Here is a 20865-nt window from a genome sequence, read left to right on the forward strand (position 1 = left end):
AACATTGCTCGATCAGGGGCAGGTCCGGCCATGGCCACCGCGCCGCCAACCCAAGGAGAGATCCCAATGAAACGCAGGGTGATACTGACATGTGCCGTCACCGGCGGCAGCGCGCTGTCCAAGAACAGCCAATACGTGCCCATCACACCGGAACAGATCGCCAACGAGGCGATAGCGGCTGCGAAAGCCGGTGCCGCATCGGTGCATATCCATGTCCGCGACCCGCAGACCGGCGCTCCCTCGATGCAGTTCGAACTTTATGAAGACGTGATGCGGCGCATCCGCGCGTCCGGGGTGGATTTCATCGTCAACCTGACCGCCGGCCCGGGCGCGGGTTACGCGCCGACCCTGGACGAGACGGCGGTGCCGCCGGTCCGCTCGCCGAGCGTTCGCACCGACCATGTGTCGCGCCTGCGTCCCGATATCTGCACGTTGGACGTAGCAACCATGAATTTCGGCGATCGGGCCATCGTCAACACGCCGCCGCATCTGATCGCCATGGCGAAGACCATCCAGGCGGCCGGCGTGAAGCCGGAACTCGAGGTGTTCGACATCGGCCATGTCGGTGTCGCGATGCGGCTTCTGGAGGCAGGGCATCTGCCGAAACCGCCGTTCTTCCAATTCTGCCTCGGCATTCCGGGCGGGGCTCCGGCCACGACCGAAGCGATGCTGCTGATGCGCTCGCTCATTCCGCCGGGCACACCATGGTCGGCCTTCGGCATTTCCCGGTTCCAGATGCCGATGGTCGCCCAGTCGGTCATCCTCGGCGGGCATTGCCGCGTCGGACTGGAGGACAATCTCTATCTGGAGTACGGTGTCTTGTCCGAGGGCAACGTGCCGCTGGTCCGGCGCGCGGTGGAAATCATCAGGGCACTCGGTGCGGAGCCCGCGACACCGGCCGAAGCCCGCGAGATCCTGTCGCTGGAAGCGACAAGGGCGGCTGCCTGATGAACGATCTCAATCCGGTTTCCGAAGCGGTGTTCGATCCGGCCGCTGCGGGTTGGACCAAACGCCGCTCCAATCCCTTTTCCGAGCTGATCGGCCCGTTCTGGCAAAAACATGAGGGCAATCAGTTCCTTCTGGGGCTGCTGTGCACGCCGAACACGCTCAACAATGCGGGTGTGATGCACGGAGGCTGCCTTGCCACCTTCTGCGACCAGGCGCTCGGAGGCACGCTATTCGAGACGCTGTCGCGCGCCCAGGGGCCGGATGCGCCGCCCGTCCAGTCGGTCACGGTGCAACTCAACGTCCAGTTCCTAGCGGCGGTGCGGCCGTTGGATTTTCTGATCGGCCGGTGCCGCATCACCCGGCGGACGCGCATGCTGGTGTTTCTGGATGGGCTTGCGGAAGTGGGTGGCGAGGCGGTTGCATCGCTGCAGGCCGTGTTCAAGCTGGTCAAGCCGCTGGGCTAAGTAGGCCTTTGGACTTGTATTTCAGTCATTGAAATGTCGCCACGCCGACCCTCGCCCAATGCCGCCAAACGCCGCAGAGTGGCAGAAACCAAGCGGCATCGGGGAGGAAAAGAATGCCACGGACAGAGTTTACGGCGCGCTTCAAGGCGCGTCAGCAACTGCTCGGCACATTCGTCAAGACACCCACCAGCTATGCCTCGGAAATCCTCGGCGGCGCAGGGTTCGATTTCGTCGTCATCGATGAAGAGCACGCGCCGATCGATCGTTTCGCGACCGACCAGATCCTGCTGGGATGCCGGGCGAACGACATTGCCGGTCTCGTCCGGGTGCCCTCGTCGGCTCCGAGCGCCATCCAATCGGTGCTGGATTGCGGCGCGAGCGGAGTGCTGGTTCCGCATCTCGCCTCCGTCGAGATCGCCCGCGCCGTGGTAGCCGCGAGCCGGTATCGCGGCGGTGCCCGCGGCTTTTCCAATTCGCCGCGCGCCGGCGGTTATGGCGCCACCGGCATGTGGGCCCATATCGAGGCCCAGGATCGCGATGTCGCGGTACTCGCGATGATCGAGGATAAAGAAGCGATCGACGTCATCGAAGACATCGTGACCGTCGAGGGGCTCGACGGGATTTTCATCGGCCGCGGGGACCTGACGGTTTCACTCGGCGCCAAGTCCGCCGGCGAACCGGTGGTCAAGGATGCGGTCTCCCGCATCATGGCAGCTGCCCGCAAAGTCGGCAAACCCATCTGCATCATGGTCGGTTCGGTCGATGAAATAGGGCCGTTCCGCGCGGATGGTGCAAGCGCCTTCATCGTCTCGTCCGATCAGGCTCTTCTGCGTGCCAGCGCCAATCGCACCCGCGCCGAATTCAGTGCCGCGGTAAACTGAAACGATCACCTCAGGATACGAACATGTACGCAGCAAACGACCCACGGGCGGTGCTCAATACTGCGACGGCCCGCAACAATCCTGCTCCCACGGCCTACAAGGGCGCGGAATATGCCCGCTTCTACGACGCCCCGCCTCAGGAAGTGGTTGACGGCAGCGAGACCTATTATGCGCGAGGCCAGAACCTTGTTGTGGCGCATACCAGGGGTAAAGCCGGCCTCGTGCTTTCCCGGGTGAACCAACTCGACGAATATATGGTTCTGCTTCCCAATAGGGACACATCGGTGGACGTGCGCTGGAATGGTCAGAGCATCACGGCCGACGGCTATTGCATCGTCGTCGTGCCGCCAGGCGACAGCGAGGTGCATCTGAAAGGCGACGGCGAGGTGATCCGGCTAATCACCACCCGCGCCGAAGACCTCGTTGCCAAGTGCTCGAATGCGGGCTCCTATCTCAGCTCCGATCCGAACGTGCCGCCGTTTCAGGCCTGGCCCGATCCGGTCGGCGGCCATAAGCTGCGGCATTACAGCCTGGACGTTCCGCCGGAGCCCGGCCGATTCGGGATCATTTTCCGCTGCTCGACGATCATGGTGAACTTCCTGCCCGGCAGCGGTCCGCGTGATATCACCAAGATGTCGCCGCACTTCCATGACGATTTCGAACAATATTCGCTCTGTGTCGCGGGCTCCTACATCCACTACTTGCGCTGGCCGTGGATCAGCGATCTCAATGCGTGGCGACCTGACGATGCCGAACTCTGTGCGGCTCCTTCCGTTGCGGTCATTCCACCGCCGGCCATCCATACCTCCCGGTCCATGGACCCGGTGAAGAACGTGCTTGTCGACATATTCAGCCCGCCGCGGGCTGATTTTTCGGCAAAGCCCGGCTGGGTACTGAATGCAGACGAATATCCCGCGCCAGACAATATCGCGCGATGAACCAGACAAATCAGCCCTGATGGGAGTGACACACATGACCGAAGCTTCATCCGCCACCGCCGATCGCAAAGCCGAAATCGCGGATCTCCTCGTTGGTGCCGTTGACCTGCATTGCCATAGCGGGCCGGCCGTCTTCCCGCGCCTGCTCGATCATTATGAGGCGATGAAGGAGGCGTCCGACGCCGGCTTCTCCGCACTCGTCTACAAGGATCATTTCTATCCCGGTATGGCGCATGCCAAGCTGCTCGAGACGCTTTATCCGGATACCGGCGTGCGCCTCTATTCGGGCGTGGCACTCAACAACGCCAGCGGCGGCATCAACCCGCATGCGGTCGACCATGCCGTCAAGCTCGGCGGCAAGATCGTCTGGATGCCGACATTCGCGGCTGCGAACCACATCGACAAGAGCGCCAACGAGACGAAGAACTATCCCAAAAGCGTTAATCCGATGCTGCCGCCCATTCCGCTCACCGTGCTCGACGATAACGGTAAGCTGACCAAGGAGACCAACGAGGTGATCGACGTCGTCGCAGCCGGCGACATAATCCTCGCCAGCGGGCACCTTTCGGTGGATGAGCTGAAAGTGCTGTATCCCGAAGCCAAACGGCGCGGAGTGAAGAAGATGATGATCAATCATCCCACTTATGTCATCGGCTGCTCGGACGACGATATCCGGGAATTGAGCCGGCTCGGCGTCTACATGGAACATTCGATCTGCATGTTCATCCCGAACGAGCGCGGCCCCTCCAAATGGGATGCCGCGGAATTACGCCGCCTCGTGGACCTTGCCGGGGTCGAGATGACGATATTTGGCTCCGATCTCGGCCTCGTAAAGATGCCGCGCCCGGTCGAGGGGTATCGTGCCATCGTCAACGACCTGCTCGACCTGCAAATGCCCAAATCCGATATCCGTAAGCTGGTGGGTACCAATGCGGCGGGCCTACTTTAACGAAGGCCATTGATTAGGTCACGATTCCTGCATTCGCATGCACAAGCCTTGAACACGTTTTCCGTCGTTCTTACCTGTCTGCTGAGCCGGGGCTTCATGAGACCGGCGCGTCACAAGACTTTTGTAGGTGGCAGAGATGCAACAGATGGGAATGACGATCCGTGACCTCAGCGTCGATGAACGTGAGGAGATTTTTGTAAACCTTGCGGAGGAGCTCGAGGGCACCGCGCGCGAAGCCCTCGCGGAGGGCAACCAGCACTTTGCCGCCCTGTCGAGCAATATGGCGGAGGCAATCCGCATTAATGCCGGCGTGCTCGTGCATGAAGACCTCGACGCGGCCGAACAGGTGCTTCAGCAGGCGAATGCGATGATTTCGCAGTTCAATGCCGCCCATCCTTACCGAATGATCAGCACCGCCATTCATTGATCCCAGGAAAACAAAAGGTTCCCGCGGCAGGCGCCCCGAGAGCCTCGTTTGACGGCGGGCAAGAAATGGCCGCCGGATGATCGCTATTTCGCCGCCTTGATGATCTCTCCGAGGATGACGTCGAAGCGGTCGATTTCCTCGATCTTGTTGTAGTGAACCATGGAAACGCGCATGCAGCCGGTTTCCATGGCGAGCCCGAGGCGTTTCATCAGACGCGGCGCGAACATGTGGCCGTCGCGGCTGCCGACATTGCGTTTGCCGAGTTCGGCCGCGAGGTACTGCGGCGTCAGGCCGGGAATGTTGAAGCAGATGGTCGGCACGCGTTTTTCCACCTGCGCTTCGTCGGACACGCCATAGACCGTCGCGCCGTGCTTCTTCAAAACCGACAGCATCTTCTTCGAGAGTGTCTGCTCATAAGCCCGGATCGCCGTCATTGCCGAGACAATAGCCTCGCGGCGCGAGTGCTCGCCGGCGGGCAGGAAGCGGTGACCGAGCTCTTCGAGATATCGCACGGCGGCATCCATGCCGGCGACGTTTTCGTAGGTGAAGGTGCCAACCTCGATCTTATAGGGCGGCACGTCGGGGATGAAGTCCTCCTTGAAAGTCGGCAGCCTGACGAGCGCATCGTAACGGCCCCAGAGGAAGCCCATGTGCGGGGAGAAATTCTTATAGCCGGAGCAGACGAGATAGTCGCAATCCCAGGCCTGCACGTCCATCACGCCATGCGGTCCGAAATGCACGCAGTCGAGGAAGACCTCCGCGCCGGCGGCATGCGCCAGCTTGCCGACTGTCGCCACGTCGACGATCGTGCCGATCGAATGAGCGGTAACCGTGCAGGCGACGAGCCGGGTCCTGTCGTTCAGGAGCGGCTTCAGGTCTTCGGTGTGCAGCGTTCCGTCGTTGCGCATCCTCCACCAGACGATCTTGGCGCCATCGGCTTCCAGCGCCGTCCAAGTGGCGATGTCGGCATCATGGTCCATGTCGGTGACGATGATTTCGTTCCGCTCCTTCAGCATCTTGGCGATGCCCAGGCTGACGAGGCGGATGAAGGAGGTGGCGTTAAGGCCGAAGGAGATTTCCTCCGGACGATAGGCATTGACCAGCAGGCCGACGGAGACGCGGCCTTCGGCGACAGTGCGGTCTACGCCCCGGCTGTGCAGGTAGGGAGCCATGCGCTGCACGTTGCAATCGACGAGGTGGGCTGCGACCGCATCGACGACCGTCTGGGGAACCTGGGCGCCGCCGGCATTTTCGAAGAAGATGAAGTCCTTGTATTTCTGTAGCGCCGGAAACTTGGCGCGGATCTCATCCACCGGAAAGGCCTTGGCTATGTTGTCGCCCGCCGCCACATGCGTGTTCATGCTCTTCTCCCTAAATGACCGTCAGAGTTCGTTGAAGAATGTGGTGAGGCGGTCCATCGCCTCGCCTATGCGCTCGATGCTTTCGGACCCGAAGCAGATGCGCAGATGGCCTTCGCCCATCTCGCCGTAAAAGCTGCCAGCTTCGACGACCACCCCGGTCCTTTCGAGGATCAGGTCGGCGGCATCCTGCGATTTCAGGCCGGTGCCGCGGATATCCGGAAAGGCGTAGATGGTGCCTTCCGGACGGGCGCAGATGACGCCCGGCATCTGGTTCAGGCGAGCAACCACAAGATCACGCTTCTTCTGATCGTCCGCGACCATCGCATCCAAAGCCGATGCCGGCCCGGTGACAGCCGCCAGCGCGCCGTACTGGATGAAGGTGTTCACATGGGTGACCTCGGTCGAGGTGATCTTCATCAGGCCCGGGATGAGGCTTTTGTCTGCCGCGATATAGCCGAGTCGCCAGCCGTCCATCGCATAGGCCTTGGTGAAGGCATACATGCTGACGGTGCGTTCCTTCATGCCGGGCAGCGAGGCGATGCTGACGTGTTCGGCGCCGTCGAACAGGATTTGTTCGTAAACTTCGTCCGACAACACCACGAGATCGTGCTCGATGGCGAGATCGACGACGATCTGGAGTTCGGCGCGGGAATACACCCGGCCCGTCGGATTGACCGGGTTGACGAGCACGATCATCCGGGTCGCCTTGGTGATCTTCGCTTCGATCAGATCGCGGCGGATGCGGAAGCCGGTATCCCTGTCGAGCGGAGCGATGACCGTCTTGCCGCCCGCCATCTCGATCTTGCCGAGATGCTGCGGATAATAGGGCTCCAGCAGGATCGCCTCGTCGCCCTGATCGATGAGCGTCATGAAGGCCGCGAACGAGGCCTGAGTCAGGCCGTTGGTGACGATGATCTCATTTGCCGAAATGTCCATGCGGTTGTAGCCGCGCAGCTTGGCCGCCAGCGCTTCGCGCAACTGCGGAAGGCCCTGCAGGTCGCTGTAATGCACTTCGCCGCGCTTCAGCGCCGCGATCGTCGCATCCTTGATATGCTGGGGGGTATCGTGGAAGGGCCGGCCGAGTTCCAGGTGGATGAGGTCGCGGCCGCTGCCTGCGAGGCCGGCTGCCTTGGCATACATGCCGAAGCTTTTGGGAGATGTTTGGGTGATGCGGCGGGCTAGGCGGACCATACGTTCCTCGATATGCTTTCAAATAACTCGAGTTGAGCATTTGATCAAACTTGCGGATGTTTCTATGGTGAAGTGGGTGTCGGATCAAGAGGGTTTCAATGCAGCGCGACATGAATGCACAGTTCAGCCTCGACCATGTGCCCGGCCTTTCAGATATTTTCACGCGTCGCCGATTGCTGGCGGATGCGGCTTTAGTACGGCATCAGGTATTTCGAAAGGTGCCCTACGGAGGCCACGCAGATCACACGTTGAACATCTTTCCTGCCGAAGCCGCGTCCGGCCCTGGGCCAGTGCAGCTTTTCATCCATGGCGGCTTCTGGCGATCGCTGGATGCGGACCTGTTCAGCTTCCTTGCCACGGGGTTCGTGCCATTCGGCGCCATGCTGGTGGTGATCGACTATCCGCTCATGCCTGAAACGCGTATGGGCGGCGTGGTCGAGGCCTGCCGCGAGGCGCTTTCCTGGACCTACCGGAATTGCGCGCGATATGGCGGCGATCCGGACCGGCTGTTCATCTCCGGCAATTCCGCCGGAGGGCATCTGGTTGCGGAACTCGCCGATCGCCCGTCCCTTGCAAAGGCGCGGTTGCCGGAGAATGCCATCAGGGGGGTGACGGCGATCAGCGGCATTTATGACCTCGAGCCGGTAACGCGATCCTTCCAGAACGATTCCCTCAATCTCACGCCAGCGGAAGTGGCAGCTTTCAGCCCGCTCAATCGCACCTACGACCTTGCCGCGCCGCTGATCGTCACCCTCGGCAATGACGAAACGGAGGAATTCCATCGTCAGTCCGAATCGTTCGTCCAGCATTGCCATCAGGACAGATTCCCGGTTTCGCTTCTCAAAGTGCCGAATACCAACCACATTACCGTGCTCAGCGAAGCGCTTGCCGAACCGGAAAACGTTCTCAATCAGGCCGTCCGCCGCCAGATGGGGCTCCTGGTTTGATAGGGCGTGGCGGTCGTGCCACCGCCACGCGCCGTTTGTGTTCACTTGTCAATCTGGGTAATGGCGTCGGCGACGCGCTTCTTGTCCCATTTGTCGACGACGGTCAGCTTGCCGTCGCCGACGCCCCAGATGAGGTAGGGACCGGTGACGTCTCCCTGAGGATCGAAGGAGATCGGCCCGGTGGCGCCCTCGTAACGGATCGCCTTGCCGGCCTTGATCAGTTCCTTTGCCTTCCTGAAGCCTTCAGGGCCGGGATAGATGACCTCGCCGTCGCCGGTCGTGATGGCGCGGATGTTGTCGCGTATGGCAGTGCCGTCCGGCTTGCCGGCCTTTTCCATGGCGAGCAGGGCGACGGCGGCTGCGTCATACATGGTGTGCAGGCCGGGACCGTTCGGCGCCTTGCCGAATTTCGCGGTCCAAGCCTTGTTGAAGGCATCGACGGACAGGCCTTCCGTCTGAGCATTGTCGATGCCTTGCGCCTTGGTGAGGTATTGGGCGCCTACCGACTTCACGAATTCGTCGGCGCGCAGCGAGTTGCTGAGTAAGAGGTTCTGCGAACCGCCGAAGGAAATCCATTCACGAAGAGCGGTTGCACCATCCGCCGGGAAGGCGATCAGGAAGAGCGAATCCGGATCGCCCTGGAGGGCGGCATTGACTTCGGCGCGGTAGGAGGCCTGTTCCTGGTTATAAGGGGTGACGCCGGTGACTGCGCCGCCGAGCTTTTCAAAGGATGCCTTGAACGAGCGGGCGAGCGAGACGCCGTAATCCGAATTCACATGGATGATGGCGATCTTCTTGTAGCCCTTGGTCTTGGCGATGTTCGCCATGACGACGCCCTGCGGCCGGTCGGTCGGCAGGGTGCGGAACCAGTAGCCGCCGGTGCCGCCGTCGCGGGCAAGCTGGGTAAAGGTCGGAGCGGATGAGCAGCAGGAGATTTGCACGACCTTGGCAGGCACGGTGACCGAAGTCAGGATCGGCATGGTGACGCCGGACTGGATGGCGCCGAGCACGACCGGCGCTTTCTCGATCTCGACGAGGGTTTTGGCGGCATCGACGCCGACGTTCGGAGAGCCCTGATCGTCGCGCAGAATGTATTTCACCTTACAGCCGGCAACGCCGCCCGCTTCGTTGAACTGATCGACGGCAAGCTGGCCGGCATCGCCGATCGCCTTGCCGATCGCGGCCATCGAGCCGGTGATCGACAGCACGGACCCGACCGGAATTTCGCAGGATTGCGCGGCGGCGGGTAGCGCGCCCGCCATGAGGCCGAGACCGAAGGTGCCCGACAGAAGAAGGTGCTTTTTCATTTCCGTTCCCTTTTTTATCATGCGGCGGTTGACGATGGTTTATGCGCTGCTCTTGTAATTGCCCGGCGGTCGGACATCAGTCCCCGGATCAGGAAGAAGGATGGAGCGGCCCGCGCGATCTTTCGGAAAGGCACGGTTTCCGCCGGCATGAGCGGGACGGCGAGCTGGTCGAGCGGTATCGAACCGAGGACCGCATCGGCCAACACGTCGCCGAACATGGTCGTCATGGCGATGCCGCGGCCATTGCAGCCGGTAGCCCCGATGAAGTTTTGCCCGAACTTATAGAGATGCGGCAGGAAATCCGTCGTGACGGCCGCCGTTCCGCGCCAGATATAGTCTGCGCGGGGTACCGAAGGCAGCCTGAGTTCGCAGGCGAGCCGGTCGGCGATGGTGCGGGCCATGCGCCGTTCCGCGCCCAAGGGCAGGATCGCCATGCCGCCGGAAATCAGCCGGTTGTCGCGGGTCAGCCGGTAGCTGAAAATGTTGGCGCGCGTATCGGACATCGGTTCGCGACGCGGCGAGAAGCGCGCGATGACCGCGGCGTCCAGCGGTTCGGTGGCGATCTGGTAGACTTGGAGAGGAATGGTAGTCCGGCCGAGACGTTCCGCAGGGCCTTCCCCGAAGGCATTGGTGCAGAGCAGCACGTGCCCGGCCCGAACCGAGCCGGCCGGCGTGACTACACGCCAACCGTTGGCTTCCGCCTCCACGGCCGTGACCGATGACTGTTCGTAGATCCGAGCGCCGAGGGCTGCGGCGCCCCTGGCGAGGCCATGTGCATAGGCGACCGGATTGATTGTCCCGCCGGAGCGGTCGAACAGTGCACCTTGATAGAGACGAATGCCGGTTCGTTTGCGGGCCTCTTCGGCATCCAGCCATTCCACCGGACGTCCGAAGAGCTGCCAGGCTTCGACACGCTTCCTGACGACCTCCGCCATTTCCAGAGAATGGGCCGGCTGCAGCCAGCCACTGCGCTGGGCGTCCTCGATCCCGTATTGCCGGGCGATCTCGAAAACCCGGTCGCCGCCTTGGGCGACGAGGCGCAAGAGTTTCTGCCCCTTTTCCTCGCCGAGTTTCGAAGCGACATAGGTGGGATCGGCCTTGGAGAAGTTCGGCACCACGAAGCCGGCATTGCGGCCGCTGGCGCCGAAGGCGATGGAATGGGCTTCAAGGAGGACAACCGAAGCGCCTCGCTCCGCGAGCCTGAGGGCGGCGCTCAAACCCGTAAAACCGCCGCCGATGACCGCGACATCGGCGCAGGCATCCCCTTCGAACTGCGGATAGGCGGTGAGTTCCGTCGTCGCATGCCAAAAGGTAGGTGGATTGGGTTCGGGCATGGCTACCTCACATGCCGTGATACGGCTTGCGCTTCGCCAATCAGCCCGCGAGGGCGAAAAAGCAGCGTCAGCACGATGAGGAGGCCGATAATGATGACCTGGATCGCACCGCCCTGGCTCTGGTAATGCACCGGCAGCAGCCGGCTGATGGCAAAACCGCTCATGGTCCAGAGCGCCCAGACGCCGACCGCTCCGACGATTGCGCCGCGATTGTTGCCGCTGCCGCCGACGATCAGCATGGCCCAGATCTGGAAGGTGAGGAGCGGCAGAAAATCGAGCGGACTGACATAACCGATGAAGCCGACATAGAGCCCGCCGGCCAGCCCCATCAGCGTAGAGCCGAGGACGAAGGCCTGGAGCCGCACCAGCGCCGGATTCTTGCCGAGCGAGGCGGCGGCCGTTTCATCCTCGCGGATCGCCTTCAGCAGGCGACCCCAGGGAGAGTGGAGAGCCACCTGCAGGGCGAAATAAACGATCACCGTCACCGTGCCGACGAGGACGAGGTAGAAGAGATTATAGGCACCGGGCGTGCCGAAAACCGCGAAGAGCGGGCGCGGAATGCCGGTCAGCCCTTGCGCGCCGCCGGTCAGCGCATCGAAGTTCAGACCGACGAGCTGGATGCTGATGGCAATGCCAAAGGTGGAAATCGCCAGATATTCCTCGCGCAGCCTCAGCGTCGCAAGCCCGACGAGCAGGGCCGCCAGCGCTGCGAGGACCATTCCGCCGATGACGCCGACGGGGAAGGGAAGGGCGAAGCCGCCGATGAGTTCCGGCCGGTCGGGGCCGGTGAGGATTGCGGTGCCATAGGCGCCGATTGCGAAGAACCCGACCACGCCGGCATTGAACAGGCCCGTGTAACCCCATTGCAGGTTCAGGCCCATGACGACGATGGAATAGGTCAGCGCGACGATGAGGAAAAAGACGAGATAAGCGATATAGCCGCTCATTTCGCACCTCCGCGCAAACCGCCGAAAATGCCGCTCGGGCGGACATAGAGAACGGCGAGCAGAATGAAGAAAGGCACCGCCATCTTGTAACCGGCCGGAACGAAGAGGACGGAGAGGGATTCCGCCAACCCCACGATCAAACCGCCGACGACCGCACCGAAGACATTGCCGACCCCGCCGAGAATGGCGGCGGCAAAAAGCGGCAGAAGAAGCTGGAAGCCGATCTCGGGCCTAAGCTGGACGGTCAGCCCGTAGAGAACGCCGGAGACGGTGGCCAAGGCTGCGCCGATCACCCAGGTCCAGCGCACGACGATGCGGGTATCGATGCCGTTGATGCGGACGAGGTCCGGGTTTTCGGCGAGGGCCCGCATCGAAAGGCCGAGCCGGGTCTTCTGCAGGAACAGATGCAGCACTACGACGATGACGATGCTGAGGCCGAGCGTGAAGACATGGTCCGGCATGACCCTCAGGCCCGGCATGACCCGGATCGCGATCTGCAGCTCGTTCGAGTAGTATTCGGCGCTGCCGCCGAAGATCAGCAGGATGGCCATGCGCACCAGAAGCGATACGCCGAAGGAGGCAAAGACCACAGTCATGTGGTTGGTATGGCTCCGGAGGGGGCGGAATACGAGGTAATCGATCAGCAGCGCGAGCGCCGCCGTCAGCACCGCGGCGATCAGCGTTGCGAAGATCAGCGGCACGCCAAAGGAAAAGGGGGCGATCGGGCCGGCAAAGGCACCGGTTATCGCGAGCGTTCCGAGCGCCATGTAGGCGCCCCAGGTGATCAGTTCCGCATGCGCGAAATTAGCGAAACGCAGGATGCCCATCGTCAGCGTCAGGCCGATTGCCCCGAGCGCGATGATGGATCCGGTGAGTATGCCGTCTGCGAGAGCCTGAAGCATCAGCGTTTACGACCTCCGGCGCCGAGATAGATGGCGGCGACTTCCGTGTCGCCGGCGAGTTCCGACGATATTCCATCGATGCGGTTGCGGCCTTCGGCGAGCACATAAGTGCGGTCGGATATGGCGAGCGCCGCCTTGACGTTCTGTTCGACCATGAGAATGGCGACGCCGGTCGAAACGAGCGTCTTCAGCCGGGAAAAGACCTCGCTGACCATCAGAGGCGAGAGACCGGCGCTCGGTTCGTCGAGCACCAGCAGGCGCGGTTCGCTGAGGAGCGCGCGGGCGACGGCGAGCATCTGCCGCTGGCCGCCCGACAGGACTTTCGCCTTGTTGCCGCGATATCGAAGAAGAACGGGGAAGTCGTCGTAGGCTTTGGCGATGCGCCGCGCGGCATCGGCCTTGCAAAGGGTCGCGGCGCCAAGCCTCAGGTTTTCATCGATCGTCAGGCTGGTGAAGACGTTTGCCGTCTGCGGCACATAGGAGATCGAGGCGGTCGCGAGTTTGTGGGTGAGGAGGTTCGTGACGTCGGTGCCTTTAATGGCGACCGAGCCTGCCGAAATCGGCACGATGCCGGCGATCGCCTTGACCAATGTCGATTTGCCCGCGCCGTTCGGGCCGATCACGGTCACCATTTCCGCCGCGCCGACATGAATCGATACGCCGTGGAGGATCGGCAGGTCGGGCCGATAGCCGGCGGTGACGTTACGGACTTCGAGAAGGGGAGCCTTCATGCCGCAGCTCCTCCGAGATAGGCGTCGACGACCATCTGGTCGGCGCGGACATGTTCCGGCAGGCCTTCGGCAATGACCTTGCCGGCAGCCATGACGACTACCTTGTCGCAGAGCGACATGATGAAATCCATGTTGTGCTCGATGATCAGGAAGGTCATGCCGCGCTTGTTCAGTTCGACGATGCGGTCGACGATCGTGTCGAGCAGGGCCGGATTGACGCCGGCACCGGGTTCATCGAGTAGGATGATCCTCGGATCGGCCATCAGCGCACGGGCAAGCTCGACAAGCTTCTGCTGCCCGCCGGAAATAGCGCCCGCAAGCTGCTTTTCCACCGGCGAAAGGCCGCAGAATTCGATGATGGCGCGAGCCTTTCCGAGATTGGCCTTTTCCTCGCGGGCGACGAGACCGGGCCGGAACCACGTGTTCCAGAAGCGTTCGCCATGTTGCGAAGCGGGGACGAGCATAACATTTTCCAGCACCGTCATGCCGCCAAAAGGACGCGGGATCTGAAACGTCCGGGCGAGACCCTTAGAGAAGACCCGATAGGGCGAAAGTCCGTCGATACGTTCACCATCGAGGGCGATCTCGCCGCTGTCGACGCCAAGTTCCCCGGCGATCGCGTTGAAGAGGGTCGTCTTGCCTGCACCGTTCGGACCGATCAGGCCGGTGATCCGGCCAGGCTCCGCCGTAAAGGACACGCCGTCCACCGCCCGCACCGCATTGAAGCTGCGCGCGGCATTCCTGATATCCAGACGGCCCGATATCCTCCTGCCGCCAAGCGGCAAGGGTTCTTTGCTCATCCGCGTTCCCCGTTATGTTTATTGACTGAGGAGCTTATGCATGATCATGTGATCAAACAAGATGGATGGGCGAAAAATTCATGACGGATGCACGTTGGACGATCAGCTCGGGTTCGCGCTTCGAGGAAATGGCCGGTTATTCCCGCGCCGTGGTCCAGGACCCCTGGATCTTCGTGTCCGGCACCGCCGGTTATGACTTTGCGAACGGCGGCATGATTTCGAGCGATGCGGCCGAGCAGGCGCGCCAATCTCTGAAGACGATCTCGGAGACGCTGGAGAAGGCGGGGTCTTCGCTGAGGGACATCGTGCGCGTCAGGGTCTATCTTGCCAGCCGCGACGACGTCATGGCTGTCTCCAAAGTGCTCGGCGAAACATTCTCCGATCCGCGTCCCACGAACACGACGATCATCTGCGGCTTCGCCATGGAAGAGATGAAGGTGGAGCTGGAAGTCACTGCGCTGAAGCGCGGCTGATTATGCCGGCAAACGGTTCATGGACAGCGAGGCTTGGCAAGTGTAGCCGGCTGTTTGGCTTACCGTGGGCCAACCGGTTTAACGCTCCGAAAAATAACCCAGGACGGCCTGTCGCCAGTCTTTGAGGTCCAGTTCGCGCCAATGGTGGCAGGTAACGGTCCCTCCGGCGATAAGCCACCGCAGCCTTGAAAATCCGCGATATCCTCGGCTGGGAAAATGACATCGGGTGTCCCGTTGTCAAAAATCGCAGGTCATTTATCAGCGATATCTCAAAAATCGTTCACCACGTTTATTAGTCTTTTTAATATCCGTCGATGCTAATAAAAATGCGCAGCGCAAATGCGGACATGAAGTCGATCTGCAGCCCCATCCCTGGGCAATTCCATTTCTGTTCCACGGTGGCAACATGCATTCACGCGCTCCGGCCGGACGTCAGATACGTTCCGTTATCATCACTACCGCCCTGTTCGTCTTTGTTGCAGTTCTCCTGGGTTGGCTGGGAGCGAGCGTGATCAGCCATATGCGCGATGCTGCGAACGTGATCGATGACGGGCGCGCCGTACGTGCCGCGGAAGCGGCGGTCAAGGCCGTCGAGAAGCGGCTGGCATCGACGGTGCAGGACAATGCGGTGTGGACGGAAGCCTACGAGGCGATAACCCAGGGCGATGCGAAAACATGGGCCTATGAGAATTGGGGCGAGACGAGCCAGGATTATCCGCTCTATGACGGCGTCATCCTCACCGCCGCCGACGCCGAAAAGAGCATCATCTCAGCCTATCTCAAAGGGCAGGAATTCGAGCCGCTGTCCTATCTGGGGCAGGGTCTCCTGCAACAGATCGAGCGGGCTTCGATCGTAAGATCCGTTGCCGCCACAAGCTTCTTCAGAGCCGATGGAGAGACAGTCCTGGTGGCGTCCCAGGCCGTACAGCCTTTTTCCGAGAACGTGACCGACAGCGCCTACGCCACCTTGAGCTTTCTCAAGATCGTCACGCCCGAGGTGATCGATACGATGGCGGCGGATCATCAGCTTGAGGGGCTCCGACTTGAGACGGGCTCTCCGGAAAAGCTCCTCAGCATACCTCTGAACGACCTGCAAGGTGCCGAAGTCGCGCGGCTGAGCTGGCCGAGCCAACAACCCGGAGCCAAGATCTTTTCGGAGGTCTACCCGACCATCGCCGCTTCGGCGGTCGTGCTCGTGCTGTATCTCGTGAGCGTGCTGGCAGCCGGTGGTGCGGAAACGAGGCGGCTGCGGAAAATGGCGGAACTTGCTCATCAGAAGGCGACTCATGACAGCCTGAGCGGTCTGCACAACAGGTTCGGCCTGCTCGAGGCTCTCAATCACCTCCTTGTGTCCGGCAATAGGCCGCCGCTTGTATTGCATCTGCTGGATCTCGACGGCTTCAAGGCCGTCAACGACGCCTGGGGACATGCTGTCGGTGACCAGTTGCTGACCCTTGTCGCGGATCGTCTGCGCACGGTGCATGGCGAGGTTACCCATGTGGCACGTCTCGGCGGCGACGAGTTTGCGCTGGTTCAGGTGGGCCAAACCGATCCCGCGAAGATCGGTGCCCTGGTGCTCGATATCTTCAGAAGCCCGTTCCTGATCGGCGGGCGAACGATCGAGGTCGGCGCCAGCGTCGGCATCGCCGTTGAGGGTGCCGGCAATGGAGCGCAGGATCTGCTGCATCGCGCCGATCTCGCTCTCTACGAGGCGAAAGGAGCCGGGCGGGGACAGGCCGTGCACTATGACCAGCAGCTCGATCGCCAGCGGGAGGAAGTCGCAGCCCTCGAACAGGATCTGCGGCAGGCGCTGGAAAGGGACGAGATCCAGCCCTTCTTTCAGCCGTTGGCGCGGGCTGCGACGGGTGAAGTGCTCGGAGTGGAGGCCCTGGCGAGGTGGCTCACCCCTCATCGCCGCATCGGGCCCGACGAATTCATCGCGCTTGCCGAGAGATGCGGCCTGATCGATATGCTTGGAAAGCAGATGCTGCGGAAATCCATCCGTGAAGCCAAGCTATGGCCTCATCTCAATCTGTCCGTCAATGTTTCGCCGCTGCAGCTTTGCAACCCGAACTTCTCCTCCGAGGTCAAAGCGCTGCTTGGCGACGAGGATTTCGACCCTCGGCGGCTCACTTTGGAGATCACCGAAGGCGTGCTCATGTCCAATCCCGACCACGCCAGACGCTCGATCGACGCGCTTCGAGCGATTGGCGTACGCTTTGCGCTCGACGACTTCGGATGCGGCTATGCCAGCATCGGGACGCTGCGGGAATTCGGTTTCGACCGGATGAAGATCGACCGTTCGCTCGTGACGGCTGCGCATCGGGATCGCAAGGGGCTGGAAATCCTGCGTGCGACCATCTCGCTGGCCGAAGCGCTGGAGATCCCAGTGACCGCCGAGGGTATCGAGACGGCCGACCAGGCGAACGTCGTGCGGGCGGCGGGCTGTGACCAGTTGCAGGGCTATATGATCGGCAGGCCGATGCCGGCGAACGAGTTGAACGCTTTTCTTGCCGAGCAGGCCGCCGCCTGAGATATCGTGGAAGGCGATCCTGCTGCCTTATATTGGTGAAGCAGTGATCCGGCGGTGCCAATCGGCTCGATAGTTCGCGATACCCTCGATAGTTCCCCAAGGCTGTCTGACGCTTTCATGCGCGATCAAGGGGGCGCCTGCGGCCAGGGCCGCTCCATGGCTGGTCCCCGTCGTGCCGCCGATTGCAAGGACATTGCGGCCAAGGAGCGACTGCAGGGCCTTTAGGTAGGCAGGATTGGAGGAGAACGGCCCTTCCACCAGTACCGGTCCCTTTGCCCCTATTAGACCGAGGCAGGTTTCGGTCATCAATGCCAGGTATAGGCAGGCGGCGGCCCAGCGTTCGGCCGTCGCGGCACCACCGTCGTTGATCCATTGTCGCTGCCGGCCGGGAAAGGGGCCGGAGCCTGCGGCGAGGTTGGGCAGGAGCATGATGCGCTTTTCGATCGCCTGCGGTATCGCGGCCAATGCGGCCTCCGGGTCCAGGTCGCCCAACTCGGCCGCCAGCAGCTCGAATTCCCGCCCGCCCATGAACCGGGACGACGGCACGGCGCGGCCATAGGCATCCACGTTGGCAAGGGCGTCACGTTTCGGATCAAGATGGTCGAGATCGCCGCCGACCGCGAAGTTGACGACCCAGGTGCCGGTCGAGATGACCGTGAACGGCGGCTCCCGGCCGATCAGGTGCGGCAGCAACGACGCGTTGGAATCGTGGATGCCACAATAGACCGGAGTCGATCTCGTCAGGCCGATCTTTTGGGCAACGCCCGGCAGAACAGGACCGAGCGCATCGAAAGCCGAACGCAGCGGCGGCATGAGTGTGCGGATGCCGAGTGTATCGACCAGCGAGGAATATGTTCCCTCCCGCGGTCGCCAGAGATCGGTGTGGCAGCCGAGCGAGGTGACTTCGTTCGCTGCAATCCCCGTTAACCGGAAGGCCCAGTACTGGGGATAGGTCATGATCGTGCGGACGTGGGCAAACTGCTTCGGAAACCTGCTCTTCTGGTAGTGAAGCTGCGCACCAACGTTCAATCCGCCCGGCAGGGCAGGCGAAAAGGTTTCGGAAAAAGCCGGACGAAGGGAGGCGTAGGCCTCTTGAATGTCGTCCGGGTATTGGTGCTCGTAGTCGACGGCCGGCAATGCCAGGTTTCCAGCCGCATCGAGAACCACGGCGGAGGCGCCATGCGTGGTGATGGAAATCGCGTCGAAACCAGGGTTTTCGGCAAAGGTCGCCAGAGCCCCCAGTGCAAAGGTCCAGAGCGCCTCGATATCGTAACGAGGATAGGGCGGGCCGGAGAGGACGAGGTTCGGCGTTCGCCTTTCCGCAACCTCGGCACCTGTCATGCAATCGACGACGACGACCTTGGCATTGGTCTTGCCGATATCGAGGACGGCGACTTTCCGCGGTGTGCTCATGGCAGGTGGAAGACCGTCACGAGATCGGTCGCGACCGGCGAATTGTCCGCATTGGTCTCCATGATATCGGCCATATGCGCCCACCATTTTTTCATCACCGGATGATCCGGCAGGCTTGTCATCGTGTGGTTCTGCGGGCGGTTCAGCACGCCGAACAGGATATTTGTCTCGCGGTCGAGATGGATGGAATAGTCACTGACGCCCGCCTCGTGCAGCAAGGAGGCCAGTTCCGGCCAAATTTCGTCATGGCGCTTCCTGTATTCGCCCTCCATGCCCGGATTGAGCTTCATCTTGAAGGCGTATTTCTCCAAATCCGGTTTCATTTTCCGAGGCTCATTTCCTTGAAGCGTTGCGCCACGATCGGAATGGCGATGGTGATGATCAGCAGCAGGCCAACGAAGATCGACATGACGATGCCGGGTACGTTCAGGAGCCCAAGCCCGAACGTGACAAGACCCATGACGAAGGCGGCGATGACGACGCCGGCGATTGTGCCGGCCCCGCCGAGGATCGAGACGCCGCCGAGCACGACCATGGTGACCACTTCCAGCTCCCAGCCCTGGGCGATCGACGGCCGTGTCGAGCCGAGCCGCGAGGTGAGGCAGACCGCGGCGACGCCCGCCATCAGGCCGGTCAGCAGAAAGAGAATGAACTTTACCCGTTCGACCGGAATGCCCGAGAAGCGTGCAGCGAACTCGTTATTGCCGATCACATAAACGTGGCGGCCGAAATTCGTCGCGTGCAGGAGGATGGCGAAGGCGATTGCAAGGGTGATGAACAGCACCAATTCGAAGGAAAAGACCCATACGACATAGCCCTGTCCGAAAAAGGCAAAATCGGCTGGATATTTTCCGTAGGCCTGGTCGCCGAGGACGATATAGGAAATGCCGCGGAAGAGGCTCATCGTGCCGATCGTCACGACGATCGAAGGGAGCCTAAGTCCGGAAACGAGCAGGCCGTTGAAGGCACCGCAGGCGAGCCCCACGGCGATGCCGATTGCCACGAGACCCGGCGTGCCAATACCAGCCTGCGCCGCCGCGCCCATGGTGGTCGAGGCAAGCGCGATGATCGCAGCCACGGACAGGTCGATCTCGCCGGCGATGACAAGCAGCGCCATGGCGAAGGCGATCATCGCCTTTTCGGTGAAGTTGAAGGTGGCGTCGGAGAGGTTCCAGGCGTTCAGGAAATAGGGCGAGGCGAACGCGTTGAAGACGAAGATCAGCACCGCGACGCCGAAGAGCAGGACTTCCCAGCTCGCAAGGATGCGCGAAGTCCGGGTGCCGAGCCGGTCAGGGATCGCACGTTTTGTCGTTGCGGTGTCGCTCATGCGGAGCCCTCCGGAACTGCGCGGTCACGCAGGATGATGCGGCCGGCCTTCTTTTCGGCACGGGCATTGAAGACGACGGCGAGCACGATGACGATGCCGGAGATCGCCATCTGCGCGAAGGGGGAGATGCCGATGACGGGGAGCGCATTCTTGATCACGCCGAGGAAAAGCGCGCCGAGGACCGCGCCGGCGACCGAGCCGATGCCGCCGGCGATCGAAATGCCGCCGATGACGCAGGCCGCGACCGTGTCGAGTTCGAAACCGGCGGCGATATCCACATAGGCGACGGCATAACGCGATACCCAGAGGTAACCGGAAAGGCCGGCAAGCGCGCCGGACAGAACGAAGGCGAGGAATTTCGTCCAGCCGATATCGATGCCGGCATAGACAGCTGCCGTCGGGTTGCCGCCGGAGGCATAGGCGGCGCGACCGAAGGGCAGGCGGGTCAGCACGAACCAGGCGCCGATGACGATGAATATGGCGATCCAAGAGAGGACCGGCAATCCAAGCACAGGCAGACGCGGGACGTTGAGGAAGGAGGGCGTCATCTGGTGAGCGTTCACCCAGCCGCCGCCCGACAGCACGAAGGCCATGCCGCGATAGATCGTCAGCGTGCCCAGCGTCACGACGATGGGCGGGATCTGCAGCGCCCAGACGAGATAACCGTTGATCGCACCGAGAAACGCCCCGATGCCTATCGCCAGAACGATGAGGAGGGCCAGCGGCAGGTCGGGATAGGCAGCGTTGGTCATCGCCACCGCCATACCGGTGAAGGCAAGATTGGCGGCGACCGAAAGGTCGATCGACTTCGTCAGGATCACCGCCATCTGGCCAAGCGCCAGGATGATCAGGATGGACGTGTCGTTGAAGATGTTGGCGAGATTGGCCGGGCTCGCGAAGCCTTCAGCGCGGGTGGCAAAGCCTGCGATCATGACGACGATGATGGCGACCAGCAGGATTTCGCGGTTCTTGAGAAGGCGGTTCATTGTCGT

At 61.8% G+C, this 20865-nt stretch carries 21 protein-coding genes; 9 read left to right on the forward strand and 12 right to left on the reverse strand.

Annotated features, from left to right (window positions below; all coding sequences use genetic code 11):
- Nucleotides 1–66: 66 nt before the first annotated feature.
- The 6 genes from DMO26_RS10830 (at nt 67) to DMO26_RS10855 (ending at nt 4607) form a co-directional block, all read left to right on the forward strand.
- A complete protein-coding gene (locus tag DMO26_RS10830) occupies nt 67–948 on the forward strand; it encodes a BKACE family enzyme (RefSeq protein ID WP_117192067.1) in 882 nt (293 codons plus the stop codon).
- A complete protein-coding gene (locus DMO26_RS10835; protein WP_117192068.1) occupies nt 948–1412 on the forward strand; it encodes a PaaI family thioesterase in 465 nt (154 codons plus the stop codon). The genes DMO26_RS10830 and DMO26_RS10835 overlap by 1 nt, the downstream gene beginning before the upstream one ends.
- Before the next feature lie 113 nt (nt 1413–1525).
- Entirely contained in the window at nt 1526–2293 is a 768-nt protein-coding gene (locus tag DMO26_RS10840; protein ID WP_117192069.1) for an HpcH/HpaI aldolase family protein, read from the forward strand.
- A 23-nt stretch (nt 2294–2316) separates the two neighbouring features.
- Entirely contained in the window at nt 2317–3231 is a 915-nt protein-coding gene (locus DMO26_RS10845) for a cupin domain-containing protein (protein ID WP_117192070.1), read from the forward strand.
- 34 nt (nt 3232–3265) lie between these two features.
- On the forward strand, nt 3266–4180 hold the full coding sequence (locus tag DMO26_RS10850; protein ID WP_117192071.1) for a DUF6282 family protein: 915 nt from the start codon (nt 3266–3268) through the stop codon (nt 4178–4180).
- 151 nt (nt 4181–4331) lie between these two features.
- Nucleotides 4332–4607: a hypothetical protein gene (locus tag DMO26_RS10855; RefSeq protein ID WP_404947035.1), complete on the forward strand. Its 276-nt coding sequence runs from the start codon at nt 4332–4334 to the stop codon at nt 4605–4607.
- Between the two features lie 83 nt (nt 4608–4690).
- Here the strand turns inward: DMO26_RS10855 and DMO26_RS10860 are convergent, their stop codons facing one another.
- Both DMO26_RS10860 and DMO26_RS10865 read right to left on the reverse strand, forming a co-directional pair.
- On the reverse strand, nt 4691–5968 hold the full coding sequence (locus DMO26_RS10860) for a cysteine desulfurase-like protein (RefSeq protein WP_117192073.1): 1278 nt from the start codon (nt 5966–5968) through the stop codon (nt 4691–4693).
- 21 nt (nt 5969–5989) lie between these two features.
- The gene (locus DMO26_RS10865; protein WP_117192074.1) at nt 5990–7159 is read right to left on the reverse strand and encodes a pyridoxal phosphate-dependent aminotransferase; all 1170 of its coding nucleotides are present in this window, start codon (nt 7157–7159) and stop codon (nt 5990–5992) included.
- Nucleotides 7160–7407: 248 nt separating this feature from the next.
- Between DMO26_RS10865 and DMO26_RS10870 the strand changes: the two genes are divergently transcribed.
- Nucleotides 7408–8106: an alpha/beta hydrolase gene (locus DMO26_RS10870; protein WP_162894811.1), complete on the forward strand. Its 699-nt coding sequence runs from the start codon at nt 7408–7410 to the stop codon at nt 8104–8106.
- A 41-nt stretch (nt 8107–8147) separates the two neighbouring features.
- Here DMO26_RS10870 and DMO26_RS10875 read toward each other — a convergent pair whose 3' ends face one another.
- From DMO26_RS10875 to DMO26_RS10900, 6 genes are read right to left on the reverse strand one after another with little or no spacing between them, the layout of a single operon-like run.
- On the reverse strand, nt 8148–9413 hold the full coding sequence (locus tag DMO26_RS10875; RefSeq protein WP_117192076.1) for an ABC transporter substrate-binding protein: 1266 nt from the start codon (nt 9411–9413) through the stop codon (nt 8148–8150).
- Nucleotides 9414–9430: 17 nt separating this feature from the next.
- A complete protein-coding gene (locus DMO26_RS10880; RefSeq protein ID WP_117192077.1) occupies nt 9431–10747 on the reverse strand; it encodes an NAD(P)/FAD-dependent oxidoreductase in 1317 nt (438 codons plus the stop codon).
- 2 nt (nt 10748–10749) lie between these two features.
- Nucleotides 10750–11694 carry a branched-chain amino acid ABC transporter permease gene (locus DMO26_RS10885; protein ID WP_117192078.1) on the reverse strand — a complete coding sequence of 315 codons (945 nt, stop codon included), beginning with the start codon at nt 11692–11694 and terminating at the stop codon, nt 10750–10752.
- A complete protein-coding gene (locus DMO26_RS10890) occupies nt 11691–12596 on the reverse strand; it encodes a branched-chain amino acid ABC transporter permease (protein WP_117192079.1) in 906 nt (301 codons plus the stop codon). The genes DMO26_RS10885 and DMO26_RS10890 overlap by 4 nt, the downstream gene beginning before the upstream one ends.
- Nucleotides 12596–13327, reverse strand: coding sequence for an ABC transporter ATP-binding protein (locus DMO26_RS10895; protein WP_117192080.1), 732 nt, complete (start codon nt 13325–13327; stop codon nt 12596–12598). The genes DMO26_RS10890 and DMO26_RS10895 overlap by 1 nt, the downstream gene beginning before the upstream one ends.
- The gene (locus DMO26_RS10900; RefSeq protein WP_117192081.1) at nt 13324–14127 is read right to left on the reverse strand and encodes an ABC transporter ATP-binding protein; all 804 of its coding nucleotides are present in this window, start codon (nt 14125–14127) and stop codon (nt 13324–13326) included. Before DMO26_RS10900 ends, DMO26_RS10895 begins: the two co-directional genes overlap by 4 nt.
- A gap of 80 nt (nt 14128–14207) precedes the next feature.
- Here DMO26_RS10900 and DMO26_RS10905 point away from each other — a divergent pair, with 80 nt between their 5' ends.
- Both DMO26_RS10905 and DMO26_RS10910 read left to right on the forward strand, forming a co-directional pair.
- A complete protein-coding gene (locus DMO26_RS10905) occupies nt 14208–14600 on the forward strand; it encodes a RidA family protein (RefSeq protein ID WP_117192305.1) in 393 nt (130 codons plus the stop codon).
- Nucleotides 14601–15006: 406 nt separating this feature from the next.
- Nucleotides 15007–17133: a putative bifunctional diguanylate cyclase/phosphodiesterase gene (locus tag DMO26_RS10910; RefSeq protein ID WP_117192082.1), complete on the forward strand. Its 2127-nt coding sequence runs from the start codon at nt 15007–15009 to the stop codon at nt 17131–17133.
- Between the two features lie 27 nt (nt 17134–17160).
- On the opposite strand, the gene DMO26_RS10915 is transcribed toward DMO26_RS10910, so the two are convergent.
- From DMO26_RS10915 to DMO26_RS10930, 4 genes are read right to left on the reverse strand one after another with little or no spacing between them, the layout of a single operon-like run.
- On the reverse strand, nt 17161–18546 hold the full coding sequence (locus DMO26_RS10915) for an FGGY-family carbohydrate kinase (protein WP_117192083.1): 1386 nt from the start codon (nt 18544–18546) through the stop codon (nt 17161–17163).
- Nucleotides 18543–18869 (reverse strand): L-rhamnose mutarotase, encoded by a 327-nt coding sequence (gene rhaM / locus DMO26_RS10920; RefSeq protein ID WP_117192084.1) that lies wholly within the window; start codon nt 18867–18869, stop codon nt 18543–18545. The genes DMO26_RS10915 and rhaM overlap by 4 nt, the downstream gene beginning before the upstream one ends.
- Complete coding sequence (locus DMO26_RS10925) at nt 18866–19873, reverse strand: ABC transporter permease (RefSeq protein ID WP_117192085.1); 1008 nt, start codon at nt 19871–19873, stop codon at nt 18866–18868. Before DMO26_RS10925 ends, rhaM begins: the two co-directional genes overlap by 4 nt.
- On the reverse strand, nt 19870–20859 hold the full coding sequence (locus DMO26_RS10930) for an ABC transporter permease (RefSeq protein ID WP_117192306.1): 990 nt from the start codon (nt 20857–20859) through the stop codon (nt 19870–19872). The genes DMO26_RS10925 and DMO26_RS10930 overlap by 4 nt, the downstream gene beginning before the upstream one ends.
- Nucleotides 20860–20865 lie beyond the last annotated feature (6 nt).

Source organism: Rhizobium terrae, from assembly GCF_003425685.1.
Lineage (GTDB): Bacteria > Pseudomonadota > Alphaproteobacteria > Rhizobiales > Rhizobiaceae > Neorhizobium > Neorhizobium terrae.

What these genes read in the sequence shown, in the direction of transcription:
- DMO26_RS10830 (WP_117192067.1), top strand. Translation starts at nt 67, where the DNA reads ATGAAACGCAGGGTGATACTGACATGTGCCGTCACCGGCGGCAGCGCG.
- DMO26_RS10835 (WP_117192068.1), top strand. Translation starts at nt 948, where the DNA reads ATGAACGATCTCAATCCGGTTTCCGAAGCGGTGTTCGATCCGGCCGCT.
- DMO26_RS10840 (WP_117192069.1), top strand. Translation starts at nt 1,526, where the DNA reads ATGCCACGGACAGAGTTTACGGCGCGCTTCAAGGCGCGTCAGCAACTG.
- DMO26_RS10845 (WP_117192070.1), top strand. Translation starts at nt 2,317, where the DNA reads ATGTACGCAGCAAACGACCCACGGGCGGTGCTCAATACTGCGACGGCC.
- DMO26_RS10850 (WP_117192071.1), top strand. Translation starts at nt 3,266, where the DNA reads ATGACCGAAGCTTCATCCGCCACCGCCGATCGCAAAGCCGAAATCGCG.
- DMO26_RS10855 (WP_404947035.1), top strand. Translation starts at nt 4,332, where the DNA reads ATGACGATCCGTGACCTCAGCGTCGATGAACGTGAGGAGATTTTTGTA.
- DMO26_RS10860 (WP_117192073.1), bottom strand. Translation starts at nt 5,968, where the DNA reads ATGAACACGCATGTGGCGGCGGGCGACAACATAGCCAAGGCCTTTCCG.
- DMO26_RS10865 (WP_117192074.1), bottom strand. Translation starts at nt 7,159, where the DNA reads ATGGTCCGCCTAGCCCGCCGCATCACCCAAACATCTCCCAAAAGCTTC.
- DMO26_RS10875 (WP_117192076.1), bottom strand. Translation starts at nt 9,413, where the DNA reads ATGAAAAAGCACCTTCTTCTGTCGGGCACCTTCGGTCTCGGCCTCATG.
- DMO26_RS10880 (WP_117192077.1), bottom strand. Translation starts at nt 10,747, where the DNA reads ATGCCCGAACCCAATCCACCTACCTTTTGGCATGCGACGACGGAACTC.
- DMO26_RS10885 (WP_117192078.1), bottom strand. Translation starts at nt 11,694, where the DNA reads ATGAGCGGCTATATCGCTTATCTCGTCTTTTTCCTCATCGTCGCGCTG.
- DMO26_RS10890 (WP_117192079.1), bottom strand. Translation starts at nt 12,596, where the DNA reads ATGCTTCAGGCTCTCGCAGACGGCATACTCACCGGATCCATCATCGCG.
- DMO26_RS10895 (WP_117192080.1), bottom strand. Translation starts at nt 13,327, where the DNA reads ATGAAGGCTCCCCTTCTCGAAGTCCGTAACGTCACCGCCGGCTATCGG.
- DMO26_RS10900 (WP_117192081.1), bottom strand. Translation starts at nt 14,127, where the DNA reads ATGAGCAAAGAACCCTTGCCGCTTGGCGGCAGGAGGATATCGGGCCGT.
- DMO26_RS10905 (WP_117192305.1), top strand. Translation starts at nt 14,208, where the DNA reads ATGACGGATGCACGTTGGACGATCAGCTCGGGTTCGCGCTTCGAGGAA.
- DMO26_RS10910 (WP_117192082.1), top strand. Translation starts at nt 15,007, where the DNA reads ATGCATTCACGCGCTCCGGCCGGACGTCAGATACGTTCCGTTATCATC.
- DMO26_RS10915 (WP_117192083.1), bottom strand. Translation starts at nt 18,546, where the DNA reads ATGAGCACACCGCGGAAAGTCGCCGTCCTCGATATCGGCAAGACCAAT.
- rhaM (WP_117192084.1), bottom strand. Translation starts at nt 18,869, where the DNA reads ATGAAACCGGATTTGGAGAAATACGCCTTCAAGATGAAGCTCAATCCG.
- DMO26_RS10925 (WP_117192085.1), bottom strand. Translation starts at nt 19,873, where the DNA reads ATGAGCGACACCGCAACGACAAAACGTGCGATCCCTGACCGGCTCGGC.
- DMO26_RS10930 (WP_117192306.1), bottom strand. Translation starts at nt 20,859, where the DNA reads ATGAACCGCCTTCTCAAGAACCGCGAAATCCTGCTGGTCGCCATCATC.